Source organism: Bdellovibrio sp. BIS2 (assembly GCF_055398295.1).
Genome location: NZ_AP035879.1, coordinates 3762415 through 3787117 on the forward strand (window position 1 = coordinate 3762415; position 24703 = coordinate 3787117).

Genomic DNA, 24703 nt, shown 5'->3' on the forward strand with positions numbered 1-24703 from the left:
AGAACGAGACACAAAAGGAGAGTCCGATGAGAAAAGCAGGATTGTTTGTCGCCGCGATGCTGATGGCTTCCAGCGTTCATGCTTCATTCTACTCTCTGACGGAGGGGCCTTCTGACAAACAGTTCCGGCAAAACGCGCAGATCCTGCTAAAACAAGCAGAACAACTGCTGCCGGCTTCGATCAAATCCCAATTCAAAAAACCACTGGAAGTCCGATTTGAAAGCTTAAAAGAAAGCGGCGATCACGCCTTGGGAAAACTGTCCTGGGGCAAGGTGCGCATTGATTTGAAGGCCGTGGCAGAAATCCGCCGTGGTGAAAACAACGCCACCCGCATCAACCGCACTCATAAAACCTTCTATCGTGAGATTCTGGCCACAGTGGTTCACGAAACTATTCACGCCTATGACAAACTGAATGTGCATGATGCCGATGAATCCCGCATGATCCGCATCTGCAAAGAAGAAAAAGACGATCGCCAGAACAACCAGACCAGCCCCGAGTGCCGTCCTTACGAAAACATGTATCGCAGTTATTCGCAGAATCCTTATTTCACGATGATCGCAGGTTTTGTCGACAGTGATGAATCGTGGATGAAACACCGCAGTCCTGACATCTATGAGCTGACCAGCGCCTTTGAGTCCTTCCCGGTGAACATGGAATACTTCCTGATGGACCCGGACTATGCCTGCCGTCGGCCTTCGCTGTATCACCTGTTCCGTTCCAAATTCAATCACACGCCATTTCCGAACAGCCGCTGTCAGGTCCCGCTGAACTATGTCATTCCTGACTTCAAGGGCAAAGACAGCCCTCTTCGCAGTATCGATCCAAGCCGCATCTATCAGGTTCATTATCTGCTGGCGGCCGAGGGCGAAGCCATGATGAGCGGCTGGGGTCATTCCATGTTCCGTCTGGTGATGTGTGCTCCGGAAAGAAAAGAGGTCGGTCCTGACTGCCTGAAGGATTTGGATCAGCACATCGTGCTTTCTTACCGCGCCTTTGTGAACAGCATTCAAATCAACACCCTTAAAGGTCTGACCGGGGACTATCCATCCCGTCTGTTCCTGGTGCCGATGCATCAGGTGATCGAGGAATACACCAAGACCGAGCTGCGCGATCTTCGAAGTGTGCCGATGAATCTTTCCCGTGATGAAATCCGTCAGTTCGTGACCCGCACAATCGAAACACACTGGTCTTACGACGGCCGCTACTATTTCACCTCGAACAACTGCGCGGTGGAATCACTGAATCTGATGAAGGGATCTTTGTTCCGTCCTGAGCTGATCTATCTTCAAACCAAGACCCCAATTGGTCTTGAAAAGGATCTTTTGCGTCTGAAAATTGCCGACAACCGCGTTTTTGCCAATCGCACCCAGGCCATCAACACCGGCTATCTGTTTGATTCCTACCGTGACCGTTATGAATTGAGCTTTAAGGTTCTGAAAGACACAATTGGAATTAAGCAAAAGGATTTCCGTGAATTGTTAAGCCTGAGCGCCTCTCAGCGTGCCAGCCTGTATTCGCGCATCAACAAACTGGAAGGAAAAACCCGCAGAAAAGCTGCGGCGGCCATCGTCCTGCTTGAAAACGGTGCTCACCGCTTCCTGACGGCAGCCATCAAAGCGGATCTGACCCAGCATGTGATCAAGGAAGAAAAACAAGCCGCCAAACGCGGCGAAACCACACGCCAGAAAGAAATTGTGACTGCACTGACCGAGATCAGTGACATGTTCTCACAGCCGGCGTCCTTCCTAAAGGGAGCGGACGGATACGGTCTGCCGACCGAGCAGGACTGGGAACAGGTTCAGCGTCTTTCTTCGCACAAACAAAGCCAGGGATCAGATATCTACGATGAAGTGCAAAAGAATGTGGAAAGCCTGATCAACTCGGCACAGTTGAAAGAAATTGAAGCAATTAAAAAGAACGTGGAGTTTGCGCTTAGCTTTATGCGCTCCATTTAACCCAAGGGACAGACAGATTTGACGATGAAAAACGCCATGCTGATACTTACATTTGCAATGATGCTGACGTCCCTGACGACGCAGGCGAACTCGTTCTTGGAAGAGCGCGAGACCTATGCCCGCGGGATCATGGTGGCCACCGACACCCGCGATCAGGCCGACTGCCAAAGAACCCGGGATCAGATCCGAACCTTTATGCCTTTGGAAGAGGATCTGTGCGCCGTTGATGAACTCAACCCCATCAGTGTTGTGGTGATGACGATTCCAATTGATGAGTGGGACTTTATGGGCGAAGTGGACAGCTCGCGCAGGGCTGAAAGATCGGCCCGGGATTCCAATGTCGGCTTCGTGCGCGGCGGACGCACAAGTCTGTTGTTCCTTCTGCCTTCAGCCCGGGAATCCAACAACATGATCCGTGTGGCCGTTCGTCGGGACGCGGCCACCGTGGCGCAAGTGCGTGTGTCGGATCTTTCAATGCTTCAGGAAATCAAACGCGGGCACACGTTTGTGCATTTCATTCTTAGAAATATTCCCCGTCATCTGAGTGATGAGGACCGCGAAGCCAGCGACCGCATCATCCGCCGCGTGCGCCTGCGCTCTTCGTCGATAGAAGGCATGGCCAAAGAAAAATCCATTCTGCAGTCGTTGAATATTGTGGATAACATCAATACGTCAATCAACGACCCGGCAAGCCCGGACCGTTTCGAGATGGGTTTCTTTTTGCCGGAAGGCCTGTGCCTGTCTTTGAAAAAGTGCCTTAACAGCGAGGATGACGACAGTTTCTTCCCGCTAAGTCTGGGTTTCTCGTTTAAGATTCGGTTCTAAAGACGATACGCCGGGTCTTTGCGATAGTGGGCGAAAGGATCATATTCGCCCACCGCCAGGCGCTTTCTTTTGTTGTACTTTTGCCATCGATCAGCCAGGGCAAAGGGGTCGTAATGAATTCCGCCGGAAAGCAGATGATCCTGCAGATTCGTCGCCACCGGCTTTTCTTGGGTGGCGCGGGTGAAATTCAGCACCGGTTTGCCAAACTCCCGCTGCTTGCGAAAATTCAATGAATGCGAATCACTCAGGAATTCAAACTTGGCCTGGAAGATGGTGCTTTCTGAACTCCACTTCAGCTCGTTAAACTGTTCTTTCAGGGCCTTTCTTACGGCGCGCACGGCATGCACTTTCAAAACGGCATCTTCAGAAAAGGCGCGCAGGGATTTTTCCAGCAGATAACCTTTTGCATCGACTTCAAACTGCAGCATCACGGTGCCGAAGTGATTATACTGGGCCAGAATAGAATCAAACATCAGCTCGCTGTCGATGCGTTTAAAGACTTCGCGGTGATAATCCCAGTTGTCGGTGTCAGCAAAGGCATTGGCGCTTTCCAGCGCATACGTGGCGCGATCCCGGAAGTCTTTCTGGGGACCTGCAGAGTTTACGGCGACATCCTCGCGATCACTGAAGTCATAGGTTTTAAACAGGGACTTGGTGATTGCCGCTGATTTCGTGCCCTCAAGTCTCGATGCTCCGGAAGGGATCCCTTTTTTCGGGCCTGCAGAAGGCACAGGGGATCTTTCAACAACTGCAAATTCCACCGGGACAGGATCAGAACTGGTGGGTGCTTGGGCAGGCACGGGTTTTCCCAACCACAGGGCTGACAAAGCCAGGGCATGAATCGCGACAGAAGTGAGGATCCATCTAGCAGAGTGCATGGAAAAAACGCTATCCCAGGATTCAGTTCGAATATAGAAGAGCTTATAACCCCATGCGGCAATTTTCCGTTGACAGCGCCCCTTCCGGCCTCTATTTAAGGGCCATCCAGGAGATCTAAGATGAAGAAATTATTGGTTTTTGCCTTGTTGGCAGCCAGTCCTGCATTCGCCGGCCGTGTTGATGAAATCCAGATCATGACGACCGAGGATGTCGAGTTCACGTTGAATCTTTGGCAAAACCGCGAAAGCTATCAGATCACCTACCAGAACTTCACCACCCCATCCGAAGGCCACGATCTGGCCGTTCAGACAAAACTGGTTGTGAACATGCCGAACCAAGGAAACCAAGAGTGGACATGTGTCACTCAATTCGTTAAAACTCCTAGGTTCTTTGAGATTACTAAAACAGTTTGTCATTAATAAACAAGGAGACACCATGTCTATCGAACAAACATTCTCTATCATCAAACCAAATGCCATGAAGAAAAACGCTATCGGCGATATCGTGAGCATGTTTGAAGCTAACGGCTTGAAAATCGCTGCTGCGAAAATCACCGTTCTTACAACTGCAAAAGCTGAAGAGTTCTACGCTGAACACAAAGCACGCCCATTCTTCGGTGAGCTTGTGTCCTTCATGACTTCCGGTCCGGTTATGTTGATGTGTCTTCAAGGTGAAGGCGCAGTTTTGAAAAACCGCGAAATCATGGGCGCTACTGACCCTAAAAAAGCCAACCCAGGCACAGTTCGCGCGAAATTCGGCGACAACGTTGGTGAAAACGCTGTTCACGGTTCTGACTCTCCAGAGTCTGCAGCTCGTGAATTGGCTTTGTTCTTCGAAAAACACGAAATCTGCAACGTTTAATCGTTCACAGATTCAAATTTGAAATTAGCGATATAAAATGTCTGCGAAATCAAACCAAAGGGGAGCGAAAGCTCCCCTTCTTGGTTCAAAGATCAAATTGAATATTGAAAAACTCGCCATTGGCGGTGCTGGAGTCGCTCGACACGAGGGCATGGTTGTCTTCGTTCCTCAAGCAGCGCCCAATGAAGAGATCCTGGCGGAAATCACTCTGGTAAAAAAGAACTTCATGGAAGCCCGCGTGGTCGAAGTTCTGTCCGCCAGCCCTCATCGTCGCGAGCCACCGTGCCCGGTGGCGCACACTTGCGGCGGCTGCAACTGGCAGCACATCACCGAGGAAGAACAGCGCCGCCAAAAACACACTCTGGTTCTGGAAACGATCAAGAAGTTCAACCGCGATCTGGAATTCAACTATCTGCCGATCCAGCCCAGTCCACGTGTGCTGCGCTATCGCAACCGCATTCAGCCGAAGTTCAAAAACGGCCGCTTCGGCTTCTTTGCGCGCAATTCCCACCAAATCGTGGAAACGATGGACTGCCTGATCACGGAAGAAACCCTGACCGACAAGTTTGCCGAGGTGAAAGCCTGGGCCGAAAAGAAAAATGCGAAAGATCTTCAGCGTCTTGAGATGTACATCGCTGAAGAAGGCGATGTGCGCTACGGCCTGATCACGGACGAGGATGACGGCATCGGTTTTTCTCAAGTGAATCGCTTTCAGAACGAAGACCTGCTGCGCACGGCTTTGGACTGGGCGGGCGACGGTCCGTACAAAAAAGTTTATGACCTGTATGCCGGTGCCGGAAACTTCACCTTCCCCCTTGCCGCGAAATACGCCAGTTCAGAAATCATCGGTGTCGAGCTGAATCCGAAGCTCGTGGAGCGCGCCCGCTCCAAAATCACCGATAAACGCATGACCTACTTCATGTCGGACGTGGAAACCTACATGCGCCGGGCCCGCATCGGTAAAGATGATCTGGTGGTCCTGGATCCGCCGCGGGCCGGAGCCAGTGAATACACCATGCAGACCCTCGCCGCCGCCCAGCCGCGCAAGATCATTTACATCAGCTGCCATCCGGTGTCTTTGGCTCGGGATCTTAACTGGTTCTTTGCTCAGACGCAGAAAATGGGCATCAAGTACAAGCTCGACCGGGTGCAGACTTTCGAGATGTTCCCACAGACGGATCATGTGGAAACTATTGCGGAACTCAGGGTTGACTCTTAGTCCTCTAATGATACCTTTTTAGCATGCGTAAATGGATTCTCGCTCTGTGCGCCCTGACCATGCTGGGTTGTGCCAGCCGATCAGCACAGGAAAAACAAAAAGCTGAACTTCACCTTCGTTTGGGTGCTGCACACATTGAAAGCGGCAACTATCCCTACGCTTTGCAGGAACTGCTGAAAGCTCAGGAGCTGGATCCGAAAAATCCCGTCATTCAAAACAACCTGGGTCAGGTGTATTTCTATCGCGATCGCTTTGATCTGGCCGAGAAACATCTTCGTCAGGCACTGGAATTTGAGCCGCGCTATTCCGACGCCCGCAACAATCTGGGCCGCGTGCTGATTGAAGAAGGCCGCTACGCCGATGCGGAAAAAGAAATTCGCACGGTGATCAATGATCTGACCTACGGAAATCCGGAAAAAGCCTACATCAATCTGGGACTGGTGAAATTCAATCAAAAAGAGTACGGCGCTGCCCGCACCGCTTTTGGCAAAGTCATGGACACACAAACGGACGACTGCGTTGCCAACACTTATTACGGCCGTACATTCTTTGAGGAAAAGGACTATGGTCGTGCTGCCGAAGCTTTGGATCGCGCCATCGGGTTCTGTCAGAAGATTCTGTTCGATGAGCCCCACTACTACAGTGCGCTTTCCTACTATCGTCTGGGCGAAAAATCCAAATCTGTCGCCCGCTTTGAAGAGTTGATAAAATATTATCCCACCGGTAAGTACCGCGACAAAGCCAAGGGAATGCTCAGTTTGATTCGAAAGGGACATTAATGAAAAAGACCGGAGAAATTCTAAAGAAAGCCCGCGAGGAAAAAGGCCTCTCCCTGCACGAAATTGGTCTTTCTTTGAAAATCAGCAGCAAGGTTCTGAAAGCCATTGAAGAGGGCGACGAAACCCAATTGCCGGCAAAGACCTTCCTGCGCGGCTTTGTACAGAGTTATGCCAACTTCCTGCACTTGAACTCCGATCAGGTCCTTGAAGTCTTCTACGAGGAAATGGGTTCCACAAAACCAAAGCCTTACATTCGCCAGACTGACGAACCCAAAGCGGCGGCCCCGGCCGAACCCGAGGCAAAACCGGCAACAGCCTCAACCGAAGTGACTGCCGAAACGACAGCGGCTCCGGCTCCGGAAGCCACAGTCACTCCGATTCGCAAGACTCCGCCACCAACCAGCTCCAATCACGGAATGCAGTCCCTGAAAGAAAACAAGAACACCAAAACCTATATCATTCTGGGTCTGGGTGTTGTTCTGGTCGGCTTGATTCTGTTTACAAAAAAAATGATCGACAAGTATTCCAAGGAAGCCGAAGTTCCAAGCGCCGAAGTGGCACAAACCATGGAAGGCGCAACTCCGGTGGTGGTCGACACCTCCATTGATGGCGGCACTTTGACGGAAGTGGAACCAAACACCACTCCCGGTCCGTTGGGCAACCTGACGACGGCACCAACGCCTGCGGCACCGGTGTCCTCCACAGCAACCCCTGCAGCGTCTCCGACTCCGGCAGTGTCCACGCCGGCGACCCCGGCGGCTTCCCCGACCGCAACGCCGAAGCCGACGACAACTCCAAGTCCTGCTCCAACAGTCACTCCGTCGCCGACGCCAGTGGCTTCGCCGTCTCCAAGCCCGACACCCACTCCGACTCCGAAACCTGAGGCTGGAAAGCCTGTTGAGCTGATCGTTGAGGCACTGGATTCTGTGGAGATCGAGTACTCCGCTCCAAACGGCAAACCACAAAAGATCCGTCTTTCTGCAGAGCAGGTTCACACCTTTAAAAGCAAAAGCGGTCTGAAGATCAATTTCTCCAACGGTGGCGCTGTGAATCTGATTTTGAATGGAAAAGAAATCGGCATTCCGGGTGATCTTGGTAAACCAATCCGTCTGAGCTACTAATCTTGAAAGATCTATTCCGCATCTGGTGGATCAGCCTTCTGGTGAAACTTGTTCTGTCAGCACTCATCCCGTTGAGTGCTGATGAAGCCTACTACTGGGTGTGGGCGCAGCGCCCGCAGCTGAGCTACTTCGACCATCCACCACTGGTGTCCTGGCTGTTCTATCTTGGACACTTCCTTGAGCCTTTCATGCACGCGGTCCGCTGGCCGGCAGTGATTCTGGGCCACGGTTTACTGGCAGTATGGTTCTATATCCTGAAAGACAAGATCGACTTTGATAAAATCAAAGTTTGGACCTATCTGGTGCTGTTCTCCCCGCTTCTGGGATTTGGTTCTTTGATCGTAACACCGGATCTGCCGGTGATGTTCTTCTGGTCCCTGGCCATCTTGTTATCCCTGCAGGCTCTCGACAAAAAAGCTCTTTCCAGCTACCTCTGGCTGGGTGTGGCTTTGGGTCTGGGATTCTGCTCCAAGTATCACATCGTTTTGTTCGTGCCGTGCCTGCTGGCGTATCTGACCCTGGAAAAACGCTGGAAGGATGTGCGCTGGAGCGGGGTTTTGCTGACTCTAGTGTCCGGCCTGATCTTCTGCACGCCGGTTCTTTTGTGGAATTATCAAAACGACTTTGCTTCTTTTGAATTCCAGATCAAACACGGCCTTGAAAAAAGCTCTTACAATCCGGAATGGACACTGTCCTATATTCTGGGACAGATCCTGATCGTGTTCCCGCTGATTTTCTGGGCGGCCCTTCGCGCGCAGGTTCCCAAAGCCATGCGCTGGCTTTATTACTTTGGCTGGGGGCCACTGCTGTTTTTCCTGTTCACGTCCTTCCGCGCTTTAGTGGAGGCCAACTGGCCGATCATCGCCTATCCGGCGGTGCTGGCGTTGGCCCTATTCCATCCTAAAGTACAAAAGTGGACCAAGGTGTACATGATCTTCTGGGGAGCGATTGTCGCTGTTGTGCTCGCCACCCTGTTCACTCCATCTTTGCGCAAACTCAGTGACAAAGTGGAAGAACCTTATGTCTTCCAGGAACTGAGCACCGTGGCCAAAGAAGTGAGTCCACTTTACGCCAGCAGTTATCAGATGGCGTCCTCACTTTGGTATTTCAGCAAGGTTCCGGTGTTTAAGCTCAAGGGAATCAGCCGTTATGACTTCTTTGACACACTTCCCGAGGCCGAACCGCAAGGGAATGTTTTTTATTTGGTGAAGCGCGAGAGAAATGGTTTACCAAAGTGGATTTCCGAACAACAATGGCAGATGAAAGAGATTCGAAAAATCTCTCCTGACTTTGTCCTGTTGGAATTCACAAGACCATGAAAGTAATTGCGACTCTTTCTTTTTTACTGGTGACCTTCTTCTTGTACGGATTTTACCTGAATCAGTACGAACTGGCTGTGGTGCCGCCACAGATCACCTCGCAACATTCCTCCAGAAACCTGTATGACTACAAAGGTGTGCTGAACGTGCACACCGATCTTTCCAGTGGTTCGGCCACTTCAAGTTTTGTCATCACGTCGGCAAAACTTGCCAACCTGGATTTCATCTTTTTCACCGACTACAATATCTTCAACATCCCGACGACGTTTGAATCCTACCATGGAAATCTGCTCGTCTTTAACGCCGGCAAGTACAGCTATCTGGATTCACGGCTGATCTACTATTCCCTGAATCAGGAAAGCATCGGCGCAAACCTTGGCGACGCCCAGGTAAAGCTGTCCGATCTGCTTTCACAGAAAACCGGCGCCAGCAAAGACACCCTGACGATTCTGGCTCATCCCTACAAAGCGGGTTATTCCTGGTCCGGTGAAATTCCTTCGGGTCTTGATGGATTTGAGCTTTTGAACATGAAAAGTCTGATCAATCGCGCCTGGGCGGAATCCAAGGTCTCTACCATCTGGAGTCTTTTGATTTACCCTTTCAATCCGCGCCTGGCGTTCATTCGACTTTACACCGAACCCACAGATGAAATCGCGCTTTTAAACAAACTCAGCCAGCAGCGCAAAGTGGTTGTTTATGCCGGAACTGAAGCCTCGGCGCGGGCGATTCCCCTGGCGAATTATTTCATCCGCTTCCCAAGCTACAAACGCAGCTTTGAATTCATGAGCAATCACGTGCTGCTGAAATCCGAACTGACCGGAAGCTTCAACAGTGACCGCACCAAGATCTTTAACGCCGTTAAAAACGGAAGCTTCTATATTGCACTGGACACGCTGGGTGACCCGAAAGGGTTTTCCGCCACCATCGAAGACGGCAATCACAGCCACATGATGGGTTCAGAGGTGAAATTCAGCAAAAACATGAGTCTGAAAGTGACTCTGCCCGCGAAGCCTCAGGACTTTTTTGAAATCATGATCATCAAAGACGGCGAAGTGGTGGCTAGAAAAAACGAACCTGAAACGGTGTTTGAGCTGAAAGAGCCCGGAACTTATCGCGTGCAAGTGCGGGTCAGTCCGATGCTGCCCATCCCGGACGCCAAAAAATGGATCACGTGGATTTACACAAACCCGTTCTACGTGAGCCCTTAATCATCTGCTAGTGGAATTTCAACCGTGAGCCCGTCCACGGGCTCAATCTGACAGGCCAGCCGCTCCGAAGGCTGAAAGCCCCGGTCCTCGGCCATCTCCTGCTCCAGCTCATTGCGTGGAGGCAGCTTTTCCAGCCCCTTCACCACGAAAACCCGGCACGTCCCGCAGGTCGCGTTTCCGCCACAGGTGTGGTTCAACGGCACCTTCGCCCGCAAGGCCACATCCAAAACGGAATGATCCTTTTGACTCACTGAGACATCAATATTTTCGGGCAAAAAGCTTATAATTTTTCCAGACTTGGATGACACAGTCAGGAACTCCTTCACGGGGACACTCTTTAGTTGAAACAGCCCCATCCATTTTGTATCAATGTTTTTATGAGATTCATAGCTTTTGACTTAGAGACCACTGGTACAGTTCCTGGAGTAGATCAAATCGTAGAAATCGGTGCCGTTCGTTTTATCGATGGCCAGCCCGAGGCGATCTTTGCCACTTTGATTGATCCTCTTCGCCCTATCCCACCAGGGGCTTCCGCCGTGAATGGTATCTCTGATGATATGGTTAAAGGCAAACCCCTGATCGACACCATCCTGCCGGCCTTTGCGGAATTCTGCGGTGATGACGTTTTGGTCGCGCACAATGCGCCATTTGACTCCCAGTTCCTGATTGCTGACATCAAAAAGCATGAAACTGCTGCTCCAAAAGGCGTGATCCTGGACAGCTTGCCGATCGCTCGCAAAGTCTTCCCGGGCCTTCCGAACTACAAACTGGGAACTTTGGTTCAGCACCTGAAAATCCCGACTTCCAATTTCCACCGCGCGGAAGAAGATGCGACTTACCTGGGCCACATGTTCAGCCAGATGATGAAAAGAATCTCCATCGGCGGACAGGCCCCGCAGGTCGGAAACCTGATCGCCCTGACCGGCAAACCCGAACTGCGTTTCCCGCAAATCGTGCGCCAGCCAAAACAAATGGACTTCTTCGGAGGTCTTTAAGAAACGGCCCTTCGGGGCCTTTTTTATTTCTATCAGCTCAAGGAGTTTTACATGTCTAAACTTATGATGCTTTCTGCAACGCTCTTGCTGGCAATTTCCTCCACCGTTCAGGCGGCCACCAGTTTCCCTGATCTTAAAACCTGCGAAGAAGCTGTCTTCTATGTGAAAAGTCTTGGCGACTGCAAAATCACAGACGCTGAGAAAAACAAGTACACCCTGCCGGATGCAGGTGACTCGATGCCCGAAGGCCTTGATCGTGTTCTGAAGATGCTGGCCGAAGCCGAGTGCCGGGGCGCCATCGCCGGAGCCCAGCGCGAGTGCATCCAGCTTTGTAAAGAAGTCGCCGTCTGTGCAAAATAAAAAAAGCCCCTGCAAAGGGGCTTTTTAGTTTCTAGATTTCACGAGCCCGGTGAGCCACCGGATATCTTCTGCCCCGGCCAAACGAGTGCTGCGACACTTTCAAAATAGGCGGTGCCTGCCAGCGTTTGAATTCCGTGCGCATCAACACCGGAAGCAGCCACTTTTCAGTCGCTGATTTTGCCGGACCTGATTTTTCCACCAAGTAAGTCACAGCCTTGTCCAGGTCATCGTACTCAGGCAACGAATCCTGATCTTTTTGGTTCGGGCGAAGTTCGGCCGATGGCGGACGATCAATGATCTCTTGCGGGATCACTTCGCCCTGTTTGTTGTAGTGTCTGGCCAAAGCATAAACTTGCGCCTTGGTCAGATCCCCCAACGGCGCCAAACCACCGCACATATCCCCGTACAAAGTGGAATAGCCGGACGCATATTCACTTTTGTTTCCTGTCGTCAGCAGCATGCTATTTTCTTTGTTGGACCAGGCCATCAAAGTCAGACCACGCAATCGCGCCTGCAGGTTTTCGTTCACGATGCTAAAACCCTCAAGACCCAGGCCCTTGTTCAACGCCTTCAGCACGGATTCATACATCGGACCGATTTCCACTGTCTTGAAGTCCACGCCCATATTGGATGCCAGATCTTTTGCCAAAGTCAGACTTTGTGGAGCATTGAACGGCCCCGGCAAACCCACGCCCACAACATTCGCAGGCCCCAGAGCGTCCACCGCCAAAGCGGCCACGACGGCAGAATCAATACCGCCGCTGAGACCCAGATGAACTTTCTTGATTCCCGTCTTTTCACAGAAATCTCGGATGCCCAACACCAGCGCCCGGCGAAGCTCTTCGATCGCTTCAAGCTTGGCGTTCTTGTTCCAGACTTCCAGGGTGTTAAGATCAATCACGTTAATGTCTTCACTAAACTGCTGGCAGGTCAGAAGTTTTTTGCCTTTTTTATCCAGCACGAAACTGCCACCATCAAAGATGATCTCATCCTGCGCGCCCACCAGATTCACATACATGATCGGAGCATTGAAATACGCCGCCGTTTTCTGGGTGACATATTCCCGCTGCTTCATCTTGCCTACAAAGTAAGGCGAAGCGCTCAGATTGATGACCATGTCGATCTTTTGTTTTTTAACTTTGGAAAGGGGGTTTTCACGGTAAGGCGAATTCCCTTTTGCATCGGGCCACGCCCAGATGTCTTCACAGATGGTCAGGAAGAACTTCTTCCCTTTCCATTTGAAATAGTTTTTCGACAAATCGCCGGACTCAATAAAACGGGCTTCATCAAAAACGTCACCCGTCGGCAAAAGCTGTTTATGGAAGAAGCGCGGCTTTTCACCTTTGGCAATCAAAGCGGCGCTGTTGAAATAAGGGCGCCCTTTTTTTGCCGGGTTCCTGGTGATCAAGCCCATGATCACGCCGATATCCTTTGGAAGTTTTTTGATCAGGTCTTTGAATTCGGCCTCTTGTTTGGCGACGAGCTTTTCACGCTCCAAAAGATCAAACGGGTGATAGCCAAACAAAGTGCATTCAGGAAAGACAACCAGGTCACATTTTCTTTGGACGGCCTGGTTTACGAAATCGAGGATCTTTTCTTTGTTAAACTGAAAGTCCGCAAGAACTGGATTTATTTGGGCGACTGCGATTCTCATTCAATCGTTATACGCCCAGAAAAGCCATCTTGGTAGCCGTGCCAGTGATTAATTTCAACTTCTGGATACTTCCAGCAATAGTAACCATCACCGTTGTCAAAATCCGCCATCCACAGGCCCTTGGGCTCGCCACCCAGTTTTTCGATTTTAACCTGCCAGCGGTCAATAACTGCATTAATCTGGGATTCAATGATCGCCACCGAAGGATGGCTTTTGTCGGAATAGGCATCAATGCGGTTCAGGTGTTGTTTCACCTCACGGCAGGCCTCTTCAGTCATACGGTAAATGACGGGAAGCAGTTTGCGTGCTTCATCCAAGCTGAACGTTTTATTGCGATTGATTTCAATCACATTTTCCAAAAGAACTCCCCCATCACTGAACAGATAGGCTGTATCCTTTAAAGAATGTACTGTTTCAAGAAATTAACGACATGACAGACAACTTAAGAATTTCTATGAAGAATTTCTAAACGCGACGCAGACTATTTTTCAAAACTCTTCGACATTTGCAGTGCCTGACCGCCCAAGAACACCACCAGCGCCAGAATGATGGCGACGATGAACAGGATTCTTATAAAATTTCCAATGGTGAAGGGTTCTTCCTCTTTTTCAAAGGTTTGTACCGGCGGTTTTTTCACCGCCAGCTTCTTCACCGGAGGAGTCAGGGACTCTCCCGTAACTATCGAGGCTTTTCCTTCGCCATTTGATTTCTTTTCAAGCTTTTTGCGCTCTGCTTCGGTCAACCCCGAAATCGCCACGGAACGGGTTTTAACGGGACGGGGCCCATAGCTGCCACCACTGCTGCCCCGGAAGAATCCACCGCTGCCACCGCCCTCCAGGGCGATTTCAACGACCTTGCCTTGAGCGCCTCCACCGGATTCCACCCCGGATGACGGACGACGACCCCGATTTATGAAACGACTGCCCCCACGGGACTGAGAACCGGCATAAGTGCCGCCACTGGAACCACTTCCGCTGCCGCCACTGCCATCACTGCCAGAACCGCTGCCTGATCCATCTTTATTGGAGCCCGAACCACTGCCGCTGGAACCCCCGCCGCCACTGCCATTCGGAGGACGGCCGTTCGCCCACGTTCCCGCCTGGAATCGGGTGTTGCACCCTTCATCGGCTACGGTGGTGTCTTCACTTCCCACGGAAGGAAGCTCACCCATTTCCAGCAAACATTGCACGTAAGAACCCATGTAGTTTTTGATGAAGGCATCCATGGGTTTGATAATTTGAGACGTCAGCCCGATCAATAATGCGACAATGATCACGAGCATAAGGACATACTCGAGCGCGGCCTGACCTCGCTCGCTGGGTAGTCCAGATGTAAGTTGAGATTTCTTCACTCGTAAGAGCATTTAGGTCATAATACAGCATATGCCCAATGGACTGAATTTCAATCGACTCATATTTACAGTGTTCTTGGCTTTTGTCTCATTTCTGGTCATTGATCCGCCCCGTGCCCTTGCGGCAGAGCAGACCAAAGACGAGTTCTCTCTCTTTGAAGAGGAACTGAAGCCGGCGGCCACACCGGCTCCTCCGGTCGTAAAACCCACCGCCCCCACCATCAGCAAACCGACCGTAACTAAACCTACGGTGACGGCACCCAAAGTGGAGACTCCGAAAGTCGACACACCTGCGGCACCAGCCACTCCGGCCGCTCCGGAAAAAGCAACTGCCACCGTGCCAAAGCCCGAGGCGGTTACCGCTCCGGTCGCAGCTGTTCCGACAGATGAAACACCTGAGCAAAAAATCGAGCGCCTGAAAAAGGAAATCCGCGCCAGCCCGAAAAACGCCCGCCTGATTGTCGATCTGGCTGACGAGCTTTACAAAAAAGAGGAATACGAAAAGGTCACTTTGCTTTTGTGGAAACACGTCGACAAAATCGACCGTCGCGGACTTCTGATTCTGGCGAGATCCCATGAAAAACGCAAAGAGCCCACCGAAATGATCCGCTCCCTGAACGTGCTTCTGGGTAAGGATGAAAAGGACTTTGAGGCTTACAACCTGATGGGGAATGCCTACACCCTTCAGCGAAAAACCAAGGACGCGATGGAATCCTACAAAAAATCCATCGAGTTGAATGCGAAATATGAACCGGCTTACGACGGCCTGATCTCGCTTTATGAAAAGCGCGATACGCCGAATCTGTACGAACTGCGCATTCTTTTGCAGGACATGGTTCAAAACATCGGCCCGCGCCCGCAGTACTTAAGAAAGCTGTGTGAGATCAACACCCGTGACGGCACTTACGAACCGGCGGTGCAGTCCTGCAAGGAAGCCATCCAGAAAGACCCTAAAATCGCCGATGCTTACGTTTATCTGGGACTTTCCTACAAGGCCCTGGAGGAAGACGCCATCGCGGTAAAAACGCTTAAAAAGGCCGCCAACGACTTCCCCAAGTCAGAGCTGGCGCAGTACCACTATGGCGCCCTGCTGGAAGAGCAGAAGAATTATATCGATGCGATGAAGGTGTTTAAATCCGGCACGGAAGCCGACAGCCAGGCGGCAAGATCGTGGCTGGGGCTTGCCACCACGTCGTTTGAGCTGCGCAAGTATGACATTTCACTGATGGCTTACAAAAACGCCTGCAAATTTGATAAAAAAAATGCCGTGGCCTTTAGAAGAGCCACGACAGTTTTAAGAAACGCGAAAAATAACAAATGGACCGACCAGTTTGAACAGGCGTCGGACAACTGTACGTTCTAGTTTTCCACCACGATCTCACCAATGAGATCGTATTCCATGTTGTCGGTGATGTGAACTTTCACCATGTCACCGACCTGCGCCTGACCGTCATTGATCAGAACCACACCGTCGATGTCCGGAGCCTGACCCCAGAAACGGCCCTGCAACAACAGGTCTGTTTCCTCTGAGAAGCCTTCCACGATCACCTGCAAAGTTTTACCCACAAAGTCGCTGTGCTTTTCACGGGAAATATTCTGCTGAACTTCCATCAAAGCGTCGTGACGGTATTGTTTTGTTTCTTCGTCGATCTGGTTTTCCATGCGACCGCCCGGAGTGTTTTCTTCCGGAGAGTACTTGAAGCAACCCACGCGGTCGAACTGCTGTTCCGCCACGAAGTTCAGAAGCTCTTCGAACTGTTCCTGGGTTTCACCCGGGAAGCCCACGATGAACTGCGTGCGGATCACCGCTTCCGGCAGATGTTCACGGATGTTCATCAGTGCCGTTTCGATTTCGTCACGGGTCATTTTACGGTTCATGGATTTCAGAACCTGATCGTTCACGTGCTGCAAAGGCATGTCGAAGTACTTCACGATCTTGGTGCTGTTTTTGATAACCTGAACCATCTCCTGCGTGATGCCATCTGGATACAGATACATCAAACGGATCCACTGCAGACCTTCAACCTGATCCAGAGCTTTCAAAAGTTCCACCGGGCTTTCCTTACGAGTCGGATCTTTACGACGGATATCAAAACCGTAATCAGTGAAATCGTGACTGATGATGATCAGCTCTTTCACGCCACCGGCAACCAGCAATTTGGCTTCGGCCACGATCGCGTCGATCGAGCGGGACTGCAGGTTGCCGCGGATCAGAGGGATCGCGCAGAATGCACAACGCTTCATGCAGCCTTCAGAGATTTTCAAATATGCGCGGTGACCCGGCTGGGAGTTCACACGCGGAGTCGCCTCTTCCTGCAGATAGGTCGGCAGGTTGAAGAAGGTTTTCTGTTTTTCGCCTTCGTCAGAGTTTTTCAGGATTTTTGCGATGTTCTGGAACTCACCAGAGCCCACGAACAAGTCCGCTTCCGGCAAACCTTCCACCAGGTCGTCTTTATAACGCTGGGTCAGGCAACCCGCGACAACAACCTTTTTGATTTTGCCTTCCTGTTTCAGGTCACTCATGTCCAGAATGCGCTGAATGGATTCTTTTTTGGAGTCTTCGATGAAACCACAGGTGTTCACGATAACCGTGTCGGCCTGATCCGCTTCGCCCACAACTTCATAGCCGTCTTTCATCAAAGTGCCGGCCATGATTTCGCTGTCGACAAGATTCTTCGGGCAACCCAGAGAGATAAAGTGAACTTTTTTGTTTTGAGCAGTCTCTTGTTTCATAGGTCGGTTACCTGTGCATCTTTTGGCGGTTGATATTTGAACAGTTTCTTATTTTCTTTTTTCAGGAACTTCACATCGGAAAACTTCATGGTCGTCAGGTTTCCGATATCGTCCAGGTAGGAAATCGTCTGCAGAGTGTTGTCCTTGGACTTCACAGTCAGCTTCAGGGATTTCACGGTCAGGCCGTCATTCAGCGGCTGCACTTCGATGTTGACCAGCTCCCCGTCTTTTTCCTCTTTCAGGATCTTGAAGTTCTTGTTCAGATCCTCGCCCAGCAAAGAGGAAATCAGGATATGGGATTTCGTCTTTTTGTCGACGATGCCCTTTGCCACCTGCACCGGTCCGCCGAATTCTTTTGGCGGCACCTGCACGCTCCAGATGGTTTTACCGTCGAACACCAGCAGAGTTTCTTCCGGCTTGGTGTTTTCCCAGCGGAACTTTCCGTTCGCCAGATAGATCTTGCCGTCGTACTTGGTTTCTTTGCCAAGCAGTTCAGACTTCACAGTCTTTTCCACATTCATTTCCACAAGCTTGGTGGTGCGGTATTTTTTTGCGACTTTCTGAAGAGCGCCGTTGCCGGTGACGGCCGCCATAGCACTCAAAGAAAACAGGAATGTCAGGACCAGGGAAAGAGTCGATCTAAGCATGCGGGTTTTGTAGCATATCCGTGGACGCTCCGCAAGAGAGGCCCCTCTCTGCCAAGACCCAAACTTCAAAGTGAGGGGGACTCCCGAGCGCCAGCCGGGCGGCGCGCGCTGTAGAGCCGGTGGTTAGGATGTCGTCGACAAAGATCCAGAGGATGTCTGTCGAGTTTATAGACAGCTCTGTATTTTTTTCAACCAGCTCCATGGCGATCAGAGCCCGCTCTCCCCGGTCGGACCGCCTTTGTTTTCCTGACGAGGCTTTACGAAGACACGGGTTAAAAACACCACCCATGTGCGCTGCCAGCGCCCGGGCAAAAAGTGAAGCATGATCTTCAGCACCGGACTTCGCCGGAGCAGGAACAAAGTGCAACCTTCGCCCGCCGGAAAGACGGGGCACCTGCTGCTGCACCATTTTCCGGGCAAAGTGCTCCCACCCTGCCTTGTTATGCCGGCCTTTCAAACTGAGCACCAGTGCTGACAACAGATCACTTTCCCCGGGATTCCAAGAATATAGAGCCCTCAGCCAATCCTGCCGTCGGCGCGCGCGATGCGGGTAATGATTCAGCACCTCATGGCAGGGAACACACAGGCCCGCCTGTTCCACCTGAAACGATCCGCAATGCAGACAGGCGGACAGTCGGGTCTTAAGGGTTTTCAACACAGAATTCATTCTTTCGCGTCACTGCAAATTCTTTGACAGTCCCTGACAGCGGGCCTAGAACCGAAAGAGTGAGGGGTTTATGAAGGCATTTTTCGTTTCGTTGATGATTCTGTCTGCTTCCGCCACGGCCGTGGCCGGTCTTTCTTCCATCCGACACTCTGGTGAATCTTTTGAGGCTGCCCGCCAGCGCAGCACTCCGGTGTGGGAACTCTTCGGTCGCAACAGCTATCCTGATCGCATGAAAAAACCCATGAAAGAGCTGAACATCCAGGAGATTCCGGATGTGGGTTCTTACGCGGATCTTGAGCGTGAATTCAAATACGTTCGCGACACCCGCTTCATCACCGATGCCGAACCCTTTGCCCGCCGCCTGACCTGGATGTATCCGGACGATGGCTGTTATGCCCGCGCCGAAATGGCCGCCACCGAGCTGGTTGAACATCACTTCACAACACCGAAGAAAATTTTTGTCTTCGGAAACTTGTATGCGCCGACTCAGAACGCACCGGGCGGTTCCGTTTCCTGGTGGTATCACGTCGCAGTTACTTACCGCGTGGGTAACGACGTTTATGTTTTTGATCCAGCCATCAATCCGGAAAAACCCGTGACACTGGTTGAATGGAACAAAGCCGTCGGTGGCGAAAAAAGCCAGGTGCAATACACCATCTGCTCCCACAAAACATTTGATCCGGGTTCAGACTGCCTGAATCCACGGGCCCTGACAGAACAAGAGGCGATCTCCGAGCAAAAGAGCTTCCTAAGCCTTGAATGGAACCGTCTGCTGGATCTGGATCGCGATCCGGAAAAAGAACTGGGTAACGAGCCACCTTGGCTCTAGATATTGTGATACGGAATTTTTTTGATGATCGTAAAGGCCCGGTAGATTTGCTCCAAGCTCATCGCCTGGGCCATCAGATGATTCATCACCATGGGCGATAAAGCCACCTTCAGGTCCGCACGTTTACGGACCTCTTCATTGACTCCGAAAGCGCCGCCAATAATGAAAATCGCGCGCTTCTTGGAGCTTCCCAGAATGTTTTCCACTTTTTTTGAAAACTGAATCGAATCCAGCACGGACCCGCGCTCGTCAAAGAGCACGACATAGTCGTCGCTGTTGATATTTTTAAGGATTAAATCGGATTCTTCGTTGCGCTTAAAGTCCGCATCTTCACGCGCGGACTTTTTGGCTTTTAGTGACTGAATGTCGAAGGGAATGAAGAAGGAAATCTTCTTCTTGTACAACTCGCTGACCTCGTCCGCCCAGGCTTCCTTGGCCGTTGCGAGGTTGTACAAAATGAACTTCATGACTACGGCTCACCCTTGCCAACATAAGGATCTTTCAATCCCATGTCTTTGCCTTCTCTCCACAGGTTTTCCAGGCTGTATTCCTGGCGAACGAAGTCGTAGAAGACGTGGATGATCAAAGAACCGTAATCGACAAGAACCCAGCGGCCCTCGTCCACACCCTCGATGCTTTGTGGGTGCACGTTGTATTCCTCTTTCACCGCCATCACGATGTTTTCCGCCATCGCCGCCGCATGACGGGTGGAGGTACCGGACGCGATCAAAGTGTATTCACTTGGAGCCGACATGGAAGTCAGGTCAAAACCACGGACGTTGATGCCTTTTTTCGCAAACAGAACATCGGCGCAGAACGCGGTGAACTTTTTGTAGTCCCCAATACGGTCACCCAGATTGCGGTAAAGTTTGTGTTCCTTGATGTAGGATTCAACAGACAATGGCAGGTATTTTTCAACCGGCTTGCCGGAACGAAGCCATTTACGAACTTCGCTGGAGGAAACTTCCACATCACGCAAAGTGATGAACTGGATGTTGCGGCCCGTGTTCAGTTCGATGAAGTTGAAATCAAATTCTGCAACCAGGGGCTTCAGGAAACCCGGCATCTCTTCCAGAGATTCCGGCATGTCATAACCCGGGCGGGTTGTGACAATCAGATTCGCCTCGGTCAGGATCTTTTGATAGTCCTTCCATTGAGCCAGCTCTTCAAATTTGTCTGCGCCCACAACCAGGTAAAGGTCGTTGGCATCATAGGATTTGCGCAGATTCATCACGGTATCAACTGTGTAGCTCATGCCACCACGTTTGATTTCCTGATCGTCCACGAAGTAAGTTTCACCGTACTGGGCAAACGCCAGACGAGTCAGTTCCACACGCTGTTCAGGCGTTGGACCTTCCACCGGAGTTTTCAGAGGATTCTGAGCCGCAGGGATGATGTGAACTTTGCCCAAACCGGCTTTCTTCGCTACGGTTTGAATGGCGTTGATGTGACCCATGTGTGGAGGGTTAAAACTGCCTCCGAAAATACCTATTTTCATTATTCTTCTTCCTCTTTCAGAATCTGACGAGCCAGTTCCTGAACAAATTCTTTGATGTTTTTGCCAGTCACTGCGGAAATCGCAAACGGCTCGCTGCCGCTGGCTTCCCGGAACTGTTTTTTCAGCTTCGTCAGCTGAGATTCACTTAAAGTGTCGATCTTGTTCAGCACAACCAATTGAGGACGCGTGGATAGAGGGAAGAAACCCTCTTTGTCCTGGTTGTTTTCATCGTACATTTTAAGTTCGTTGTTAATATCCGTAAAATCCTCTAAAGGATCACGGCCTGACATTCCGGATGCATCAACCAGATGGATGAACAGGCGTGTACGTTCAATATGTTTCAAGAACTGGATACCCAGACCCACACCCGCGTGTGCGCCCTTCACCAGTCCCGGAATATCCGCCACCACGAACGAGGAATAGTCCCCGGCCTTCACCACTCCCAGATTCGGAGTCAGGGTTGTGAACGGATAATCCGCAATTTTCGGTCTTGCTGCAGAAATACGGGAAATCAGTGTGGACTTGCCGGCGTTCGGGAATCCAACGATACCCACATCCGCAATCAGTTTCAGTTCCAGACGAACTTCAATTTCCTGACCTTCTTCACCAGGTTGCGCATGTTCTGGAGCCTGATTCACACTGTTTTTGAAAAACTCATTTCCTTTTCCACCACGACCGCCTTTAAGCAGGGTGTGCTCGGAAATTCCGGTCATATCGATGATGATTTCACCATCCATATTACGGAATACAGTGCCTTGAGGAACAACAAGGATAAGGTCTTCGCCATCCATACCGGATTTCTGACGACCCTCACCCATTCTTCCAGATTGAGCGGCGTATCTTTTATTTTGTCTAATATCTACCAGAGAATTGATATGACGAGATGTACGGATAATAACATCCCCGCCCTTGCCGCCGTTGCCCCCGTCTGGGCCGCCACGGGCTTGCATGGACTCGCGGCGAAAACTGACACAACCCGGGCCGCCACGTCCCGAAGCTAAAGAGATACTGACTTCATCAATGAATTTCATAACTGACTGTCTATACAACAAAAAAGGAGCCATGGGATGGCTCCTTTTCCATTTGTGAAAAAATGTATCGGTTTATCTTAAGACTGATTAAACAGCTTTAGGATAAACGCTAACTTTGAAACGCTCTTTGGAGAAACGTTCAAATTTAACAAGACCTTCAACTACAGAATAGATAGTGTAGTCGCGACCCATTTTTACGTTGTTACCCAAGTGGAATTTAGTACCACGTTGACGAACGATGATAGTTCCTGGAAGAACTTTCTCGCCACCGAATCTTTTTACACCCAGTCGTTTACTCTGTGAATCACGACCGTTCTTTGTACTACCACCGGCCTTCTTACTTGCCATGACGAACCTCTCTTACGAAATAAAATTAATTAAGCTTTCTTAGAAGTTTTTTTAGCTGCTTTTTTCTTCGCGCCAGTTTTAGTCGCTTTTTTCACAGTCTTTTTAACTGCTTTTTTCGCAACTTTCTTTTTCGCTACTTTTTTAGCCGCTTTTTTTACAACTTCTGCAGTACCTTTGTTCGCTGCGCGCTCTTTACGAGCTGCTACGCGAGCTTGTGCTTTTTCAGCACGAACTGCTTTCACGTCAACAACAGTTGCTGCTTCATCAGATTTAGCAGTTTTTCCATCGAAGGAAATTGCTTTAACAAACAGCTCGGTGAACTCTTGTTTGTGAGTTGCGAACTTTCTGTAACCTTGACGACGCTTCTTTTTGAAGACGATCTCTTTTCTTGTCTTAGCTTGTTTAGTAACAACAACAGTTACTTTCGCACCTTTAACAAGAGGTTGACCAACAGCAGTGGACTCACCACCAACCATCAAAACTTCGTTGATTTCAAACTCTGCACCAAGTGCTTGTTCAAGTTTATCAACCTGAACTACGTCACCAGCTTGAACTTTATATTGTTTCCCGCCAGTACGAATAATCGCGTACATGTAATACCTCCAGCTACCCGAATTAAGCCAATGGTAAATGCCACTTTGCACTAGGCTTTGTCAACCTAATACATGCTATTTTTTTCAGCTTTTTACGAGAGAAAGAGAGGTTAGCTTTAACCCCCCTCAAATGCAAATATTTTTGGAAAAAGTTGGCAAGGTCTAGGTGCTAAATAAAAGCCTATATTTTCAGCACCTTAGCTTAACTCACGGCTTCAAAAGTTCCCGTTTCCAGGCGTCACCCAACTGCAGATTTTTACTATTAACCACCGCTTCAATCAGCTTTTTGTGATCCTGATAATTTTTCTGGGCGGACTTGCTGGCAGGATTCCGGGCAGCAATAACGCGCAACTCATCTTTTTCACGGTTAAGGGCATCAAAGATGTTCTGCGCTTTCACGTCCGAACGGCTGGTGGCCTGCTCGGTTTTGATGAAATATTCCGCAGCCTTATCATATCTTTCAGCCGAGGCATTCATCTTCGCCCCGACCCAATAATCGCGCGAAGATTTGGGCGCTTTTACATCGTTCATAAAGACTTCATAAGAGTCAGACGCCTTGCGGTAACTATTTGTAGATTCTGAGATATTTCCGGACACACGCAGCTTGTCAGCTTCCAAACGGGCCTTGTTGGCAAAGTCCCGCGCGGCCTTGGTGTCAGACAGGCTTCCCGCCAATCCCTGACGCATTAATAGATCGCGCTCTTCAGCTTTGAACCCGGCGTTCTTCAATATATTGGCCTTGTCGCTGAGATCCGTCTTTGAATAGGTCCCATAACCCCGGCCGGTGCCCTTACCCACTTCATGGGCCGAGATCAGCGCTTTCTTTTCCGCCTCACTTAAAGATCGACCCAGGGATTTTTCCGCCGCGGCCACACGCTCTATATTAGACAACTTGGCGGCCTTTTCCAGTTCCGCCGCAGAAGCCACGGTTCTGGTCGCGGCAGAGGCCTTTCCAGCATCCGCACTCACCCCGGCCAATTTCATGATGTTTTTGGCTTTGGCGGCTTTCAGTGCCGCTCCGGCAGGTCCGCCGGCCAAAGTCGCCACCTCGGCCACAGCTTCACAGACGATCGCGGCGGCCTGCTGGGCGTTGTAGCATTCGATCTGCACACCCATCTCTTTAAGTTTGGCTTTAGCCATCCCCACCAGATCAATGTTTGAGGGCGTGACCTGTTTCTGACTCCACTGAACATATTCCCGTTCATCGGCAGAAAGGTTTTTATCCCCCTTCATCATAACAAGGCGAAGGGTTGCATTGCCCTTGTCCATGCCCTGCATTTTGATGATGCGTTTTACGGTCGCACAGTTGGCGCGCTTTAAAACAGAGGCTTCAGGCATCTGCACCTGCAAAAGTTTCGGCACCGTGCTGTTATATTGTTTGAACAGGTTTTCTTTACCTTTGGGATCGGCTTCGCAGGCTTTGTTGGCAGCCGCTTCCGCTTCCATATCCAGCGCGATCTTCGCCGCCCCTTCACCAATCGCCGTACCAATAGCGACAAAAGAGTCTTTTACAAAATTCCAGCCACCCACCGCACAACCCGAAGTGTAACCCCAGGTGCTTTCCGCCGCCCGCGACAGAGAGCTCTGATCATGGCACTTCAGCGCTTTCTCCTCAGGCTTTTCCCCATTGGCGCGCATCTTCGCAAAAAGATCCTGACACTCTTTGGACTTCAAAGTCTCCATACAAGTGTTGCGGGAAACATCCGCCAGAGCTTTCAACTGGTAAGGCTTCGGGCCGCAAAAAAGCGGCTCGGAGTGTGCAACGAAAGAAAATAGAATGCCTAAAAGAAAAATCAAAAGATGTTTCATACAGAATCTATCGGAACAC

27 protein-coding genes are annotated in these 24703 nt (G+C 50.6%); 13 read left to right on the plus strand and 14 right to left on the minus strand.

What is annotated here, in order from left to right; all coding sequences use genetic code 11:
• Nucleotides 1-26: 26 nt before the first annotated feature.
• Together ACZ520_RS18025 and ACZ520_RS18030 are read left to right on the plus strand one after the other, a co-directional pair.
• Entirely contained in the window at nucleotides 27-1958 is a 1932-nt protein-coding gene (locus ACZ520_RS18025; RefSeq protein ID WP_464126885.1) for a DUF7844 domain-containing protein, read from the plus strand.
• 36 nt (nucleotides 1959-1994) lie between these two features.
• Nucleotides 1995-2783: a hypothetical protein gene (locus ACZ520_RS18030; protein WP_464126887.1), complete on the plus strand. Its 789-nt coding sequence runs from the start codon at nucleotides 1995-1997 to the stop codon at nucleotides 2781-2783.
• Here the strand turns inward: ACZ520_RS18030 and ACZ520_RS18035 are convergent.
• Nucleotides 2780-3661, minus strand: a complete 882-nt coding sequence (locus ACZ520_RS18035) for a hypothetical protein (protein ID WP_464126889.1) — start codon at nucleotides 3659-3661, stop codon at nucleotides 2780-2782. The genes ACZ520_RS18030 and ACZ520_RS18035 overlap by 4 nt on opposite strands.
• Nucleotides 3662-3781: 120 nt before the next feature.
• Here ACZ520_RS18035 and ACZ520_RS18040 point away from each other — a divergent pair, with 120 nt between their 5' ends.
• Genes ACZ520_RS18040 through ACZ520_RS18070 form a run of 7 tightly spaced genes read left to right on the plus strand, consistent with a single transcriptional unit; the run spans nucleotide 3782 to nucleotide 10169 of the window.
• Entirely contained in the window at nucleotides 3782-4081 is a 300-nt protein-coding gene (locus ACZ520_RS18040) for a hypothetical protein (protein WP_374031564.1), read from the plus strand.
• Between the two features lie 16 nt (nucleotides 4082-4097).
• Entirely contained in the window at nucleotides 4098-4523 is a 426-nt protein-coding gene (gene ndk / locus ACZ520_RS18045) for a nucleoside-diphosphate kinase (protein ID WP_011166128.1), read from the plus strand.
• Between the two features lie 37 nt (nucleotides 4524-4560).
• Entirely contained in the window at nucleotides 4561-5742 is a 1182-nt protein-coding gene (locus ACZ520_RS18050) for a class I SAM-dependent RNA methyltransferase (protein WP_464126891.1), read from the plus strand.
• A 23-nt stretch (nucleotides 5743-5765) separates the two neighbouring features.
• Nucleotides 5766-6521 carry a tetratricopeptide repeat protein gene (locus ACZ520_RS18055; protein WP_088563826.1) on the plus strand — a complete coding sequence of 252 codons (756 nt, stop codon included), beginning with the start codon at nucleotides 5766-5768 and terminating at the stop codon, nucleotides 6519-6521.
• Nucleotides 6521-7642 (plus strand): helix-turn-helix domain-containing protein, encoded by a 1122-nt coding sequence (locus tag ACZ520_RS18060; RefSeq protein WP_464126893.1) that lies wholly within the window; start codon nucleotides 6521-6523, stop codon nucleotides 7640-7642. The genes ACZ520_RS18055 and ACZ520_RS18060 overlap by 1 nt, the downstream gene beginning before the upstream one ends.
• Before the next feature lie 2 nt (nucleotides 7643-7644).
• On the plus strand, nucleotides 7645-8961 hold the full coding sequence (locus ACZ520_RS18065; RefSeq protein ID WP_464126895.1) for an ArnT family glycosyltransferase: 1317 nt from the start codon (nucleotides 7645-7647) through the stop codon (nucleotides 8959-8961).
• Complete coding sequence (locus tag ACZ520_RS18070) at nucleotides 8958-10169, plus strand: PHP domain-containing protein (protein ID WP_416479748.1); 1212 nt, start codon at nucleotides 8958-8960, stop codon at nucleotides 10167-10169. The genes ACZ520_RS18065 and ACZ520_RS18070 overlap by 4 nt, the downstream gene beginning before the upstream one ends.
• Here ACZ520_RS18070 and ACZ520_RS18075 read toward each other — a convergent pair.
• A complete protein-coding gene (locus ACZ520_RS18075; protein WP_088563823.1) occupies nucleotides 10166-10495 on the minus strand; it encodes a 2Fe-2S iron-sulfur cluster-binding protein in 330 nt (109 codons plus the stop codon). The two genes, ACZ520_RS18070 and ACZ520_RS18075, sit on opposite strands and share 4 nt — an antisense overlap.
• Before the next feature lie 51 nt (nucleotides 10496-10546).
• Here ACZ520_RS18075 and ACZ520_RS18080 point away from each other — a divergent pair, with 51 nt between their 5' ends.
• On the plus strand, nucleotides 10547-11164 hold the full coding sequence (locus tag ACZ520_RS18080; RefSeq protein ID WP_416479747.1) for a 3'-5' exonuclease: 618 nt from the start codon (nucleotides 10547-10549) through the stop codon (nucleotides 11162-11164).
• 51 nt (nucleotides 11165-11215) lie between these two features.
• Complete coding sequence (locus ACZ520_RS18085) at nucleotides 11216-11524, plus strand: hypothetical protein (protein WP_416479746.1); 309 nt, start codon at nucleotides 11216-11218, stop codon at nucleotides 11522-11524.
• Nucleotides 11525-11555: 31 nt separating this feature from the next.
• Here the strand turns inward: ACZ520_RS18085 and ACZ520_RS18090 are convergent, their stop codons facing one another.
• The 3 genes from ACZ520_RS18090 to ACZ520_RS18100 form a co-directional block, all read right to left on the minus strand.
• Entirely contained in the window at nucleotides 11556-13178 is a 1623-nt protein-coding gene (locus ACZ520_RS18090; RefSeq protein WP_464126899.1) for an NAD+ synthase, read from the minus strand.
• A complete protein-coding gene (locus ACZ520_RS18095; RefSeq protein ID WP_374033056.1) occupies nucleotides 13175-13528 on the minus strand; it encodes a DUF2203 domain-containing protein in 354 nt (117 codons plus the stop codon). The genes ACZ520_RS18090 and ACZ520_RS18095 overlap by 4 nt, the downstream gene beginning before the upstream one ends.
• Before the next feature lie 131 nt (nucleotides 13529-13659).
• Nucleotides 13660-14460, minus strand: coding sequence for a hypothetical protein (locus tag ACZ520_RS18100; protein WP_374031576.1), 801 nt, complete (start codon nucleotides 14458-14460; stop codon nucleotides 13660-13662).
• 139 nt (nucleotides 14461-14599) lie between these two features.
• Between ACZ520_RS18100 and ACZ520_RS18105 the strand changes: the two genes are divergently transcribed.
• Nucleotides 14600-15892, plus strand: a complete 1293-nt coding sequence (locus ACZ520_RS18105; RefSeq protein WP_464128439.1) for a tetratricopeptide repeat protein — start codon at nucleotides 14600-14602, stop codon at nucleotides 15890-15892.
• Here ACZ520_RS18105 and rimO read toward each other — a convergent pair.
• The 3 genes from rimO to ACZ520_RS18120 are packed head-to-tail and all read right to left on the minus strand — an operon-like array spanning nucleotide 15889 to nucleotide 18576.
• On the minus strand, nucleotides 15889-17262 hold the full coding sequence (rimO, locus tag ACZ520_RS18110) for a 30S ribosomal protein S12 methylthiotransferase RimO (RefSeq protein ID WP_011166141.1): 1374 nt from the start codon (nucleotides 17260-17262) through the stop codon (nucleotides 15889-15891). The two genes, ACZ520_RS18105 and rimO, sit on opposite strands and share 4 nt — an antisense overlap.
• Entirely contained in the window at nucleotides 17259-17909 is a 651-nt protein-coding gene (locus ACZ520_RS18115) for a LolA family protein (RefSeq protein ID WP_088563819.1), read from the minus strand. Before ACZ520_RS18115 ends, rimO begins: the two co-directional genes overlap by 4 nt.
• Nucleotides 17902-18576, minus strand: a complete 675-nt coding sequence (locus tag ACZ520_RS18120) for a ComF family protein (RefSeq protein ID WP_464126903.1) — start codon at nucleotides 18574-18576, stop codon at nucleotides 17902-17904. The genes ACZ520_RS18115 and ACZ520_RS18120 overlap by 8 nt, the downstream gene beginning before the upstream one ends.
• Before the next feature lie 70 nt (nucleotides 18577-18646).
• On the opposite strand from ACZ520_RS18120, the gene ACZ520_RS18125 reads away from it, so the two are divergent.
• Nucleotides 18647-19405 carry a protein-glutamine glutaminase family protein gene (locus ACZ520_RS18125; RefSeq protein WP_416479744.1) on the plus strand — a complete coding sequence of 253 codons (759 nt, stop codon included), beginning with the start codon at nucleotides 18647-18649 and terminating at the stop codon, nucleotides 19403-19405.
• Here ACZ520_RS18125 and ACZ520_RS18130 read toward each other — a convergent pair.
• The 6 genes from ACZ520_RS18130 to ACZ520_RS18155 all read right to left on the minus strand — a co-directional run bounded on the left by ACZ520_RS18130 (nucleotide 19402) and on the right by ACZ520_RS18155 (nucleotide 24684).
• Nucleotides 19402-19872 (minus strand): 23S rRNA (pseudouridine(1915)-N(3))-methyltransferase RlmH, encoded by a 471-nt coding sequence (locus ACZ520_RS18130; RefSeq protein WP_374031582.1) that lies wholly within the window; start codon nucleotides 19870-19872, stop codon nucleotides 19402-19404. The two genes, ACZ520_RS18125 and ACZ520_RS18130, sit on opposite strands and share 4 nt — an antisense overlap.
• 2 nt (nucleotides 19873-19874) lie before the next feature.
• On the minus strand, nucleotides 19875-20903 hold the full coding sequence (gene nadD / locus ACZ520_RS18135; protein ID WP_416479743.1) for a nicotinate (nicotinamide) nucleotide adenylyltransferase: 1029 nt from the start codon (nucleotides 20901-20903) through the stop codon (nucleotides 19875-19877).
• Nucleotides 20903-21934 carry a GTPase ObgE gene (gene obgE / locus ACZ520_RS18140; RefSeq protein ID WP_374031585.1) on the minus strand — a complete coding sequence of 344 codons (1032 nt, stop codon included), beginning with the start codon at nucleotides 21932-21934 and terminating at the stop codon, nucleotides 20903-20905. The genes nadD and obgE overlap by 1 nt, the downstream gene beginning before the upstream one ends.
• Before the next feature lie 87 nt (nucleotides 21935-22021).
• Complete coding sequence (rpmA, locus tag ACZ520_RS18145; RefSeq protein WP_011166148.1) at nucleotides 22022-22282, minus strand: 50S ribosomal protein L27; 261 nt, start codon at nucleotides 22280-22282, stop codon at nucleotides 22022-22024.
• 29 nt (nucleotides 22283-22311) lie between these two features.
• Complete coding sequence (rplU, locus tag ACZ520_RS18150; protein WP_374034407.1) at nucleotides 22312-22875, minus strand: 50S ribosomal protein L21; 564 nt, start codon at nucleotides 22873-22875, stop codon at nucleotides 22312-22314.
• A gap of 207 nt (nucleotides 22876-23082) precedes the next feature.
• Nucleotides 23083-24684, minus strand: coding sequence for a hypothetical protein (locus tag ACZ520_RS18155; RefSeq protein WP_464126908.1), 1602 nt, complete (start codon nucleotides 24682-24684; stop codon nucleotides 23083-23085).
• Between the last annotated feature and the right edge of the window lie 19 nt (nucleotides 24685-24703).

Bases quoted from the DNA above. Each gene is read 5' to 3' on its own strand.
- ACZ520_RS18035 (WP_464126889.1), bottom strand. From the start codon at position 3,661: ATGCACTCTGCTAGATGGATCCTCACTTCTGTCGCGATTCATGCCCTG.
- ACZ520_RS18100 (WP_374031576.1), bottom strand. From the start codon at position 14,460: ATGCTCGTGATCATTGTCGCATTATTGATCGGGCTGACGTCTCAAATT.
- ACZ520_RS18055 (WP_088563826.1), top strand. From the start codon at position 5,766: ATGCGTAAATGGATTCTCGCTCTGTGCGCCCTGACCATGCTGGGTTGT.
- ACZ520_RS18125 (WP_416479744.1), top strand. From the start codon at position 18,647: ATGAAGGCATTTTTCGTTTCGTTGATGATTCTGTCTGCTTCCGCCACG.
- rpmA (WP_011166148.1), bottom strand. From the start codon at position 22,282: ATGGCAAGTAAGAAGGCCGGTGGTAGTACAAAGAACGGTCGTGATTCA.
- ACZ520_RS18085 (WP_416479746.1), top strand. From the start codon at position 11,216: ATGTCTAAACTTATGATGCTTTCTGCAACGCTCTTGCTGGCAATTTCC.
- nadD (WP_416479743.1), bottom strand. From the start codon at position 20,903: ATGAAAATAGGTATTTTCGGAGGCAGTTTTAACCCTCCACACATGGGT.
- ACZ520_RS18025 (WP_464126885.1), top strand. From the start codon at position 27: ATGAGAAAAGCAGGATTGTTTGTCGCCGCGATGCTGATGGCTTCCAGC.
- ACZ520_RS18060 (WP_464126893.1), top strand. From the start codon at position 6,521: ATGAAAAAGACCGGAGAAATTCTAAAGAAAGCCCGCGAGGAAAAAGGC.
- ACZ520_RS18080 (WP_416479747.1), top strand. From the start codon at position 10,547: ATGAGATTCATAGCTTTTGACTTAGAGACCACTGGTACAGTTCCTGGA.
- ACZ520_RS18130 (WP_374031582.1), bottom strand. From the start codon at position 19,872: ATGAAGTTCATTTTGTACAACCTCGCAACGGCCAAGGAAGCCTGGGCG.
- ACZ520_RS18030 (WP_464126887.1), top strand. From the start codon at position 1,995: ATGCTGATACTTACATTTGCAATGATGCTGACGTCCCTGACGACGCAG.
- ACZ520_RS18070 (WP_416479748.1), top strand. From the start codon at position 8,958: ATGAAAGTAATTGCGACTCTTTCTTTTTTACTGGTGACCTTCTTCTTG.
- rplU (WP_374034407.1), bottom strand. From the start codon at position 22,875: ATGTACGCGATTATTCGTACTGGCGGGAAACAATATAAAGTTCAAGCT.
- ACZ520_RS18155 (WP_464126908.1), bottom strand. From the start codon at position 24,684: ATGAAACATCTTTTGATTTTTCTTTTAGGCATTCTATTTTCTTTCGTT.
- ACZ520_RS18040 (WP_374031564.1), top strand. From the start codon at position 3,782: ATGAAGAAATTATTGGTTTTTGCCTTGTTGGCAGCCAGTCCTGCATTC.
- rimO (WP_011166141.1), bottom strand. From the start codon at position 17,262: ATGAAACAAGAGACTGCTCAAAACAAAAAAGTTCACTTTATCTCTCTG.
- obgE (WP_374031585.1), bottom strand. From the start codon at position 21,934: ATGAAATTCATTGATGAAGTCAGTATCTCTTTAGCTTCGGGACGTGGC.
- ndk (WP_011166128.1), top strand. From the start codon at position 4,098: ATGTCTATCGAACAAACATTCTCTATCATCAAACCAAATGCCATGAAG.
- ACZ520_RS18050 (WP_464126891.1), top strand. From the start codon at position 4,561: ATGTCTGCGAAATCAAACCAAAGGGGAGCGAAAGCTCCCCTTCTTGGT.
- ACZ520_RS18120 (WP_464126903.1), bottom strand. From the start codon at position 18,576: ATGAATTCTGTGTTGAAAACCCTTAAGACCCGACTGTCCGCCTGTCTG.
- ACZ520_RS18115 (WP_088563819.1), bottom strand. From the start codon at position 17,909: ATGCTTAGATCGACTCTTTCCCTGGTCCTGACATTCCTGTTTTCTTTG.
- ACZ520_RS18090 (WP_464126899.1), bottom strand. From the start codon at position 13,178: ATGAGAATCGCAGTCGCCCAAATAAATCCAGTTCTTGCGGACTTTCAG.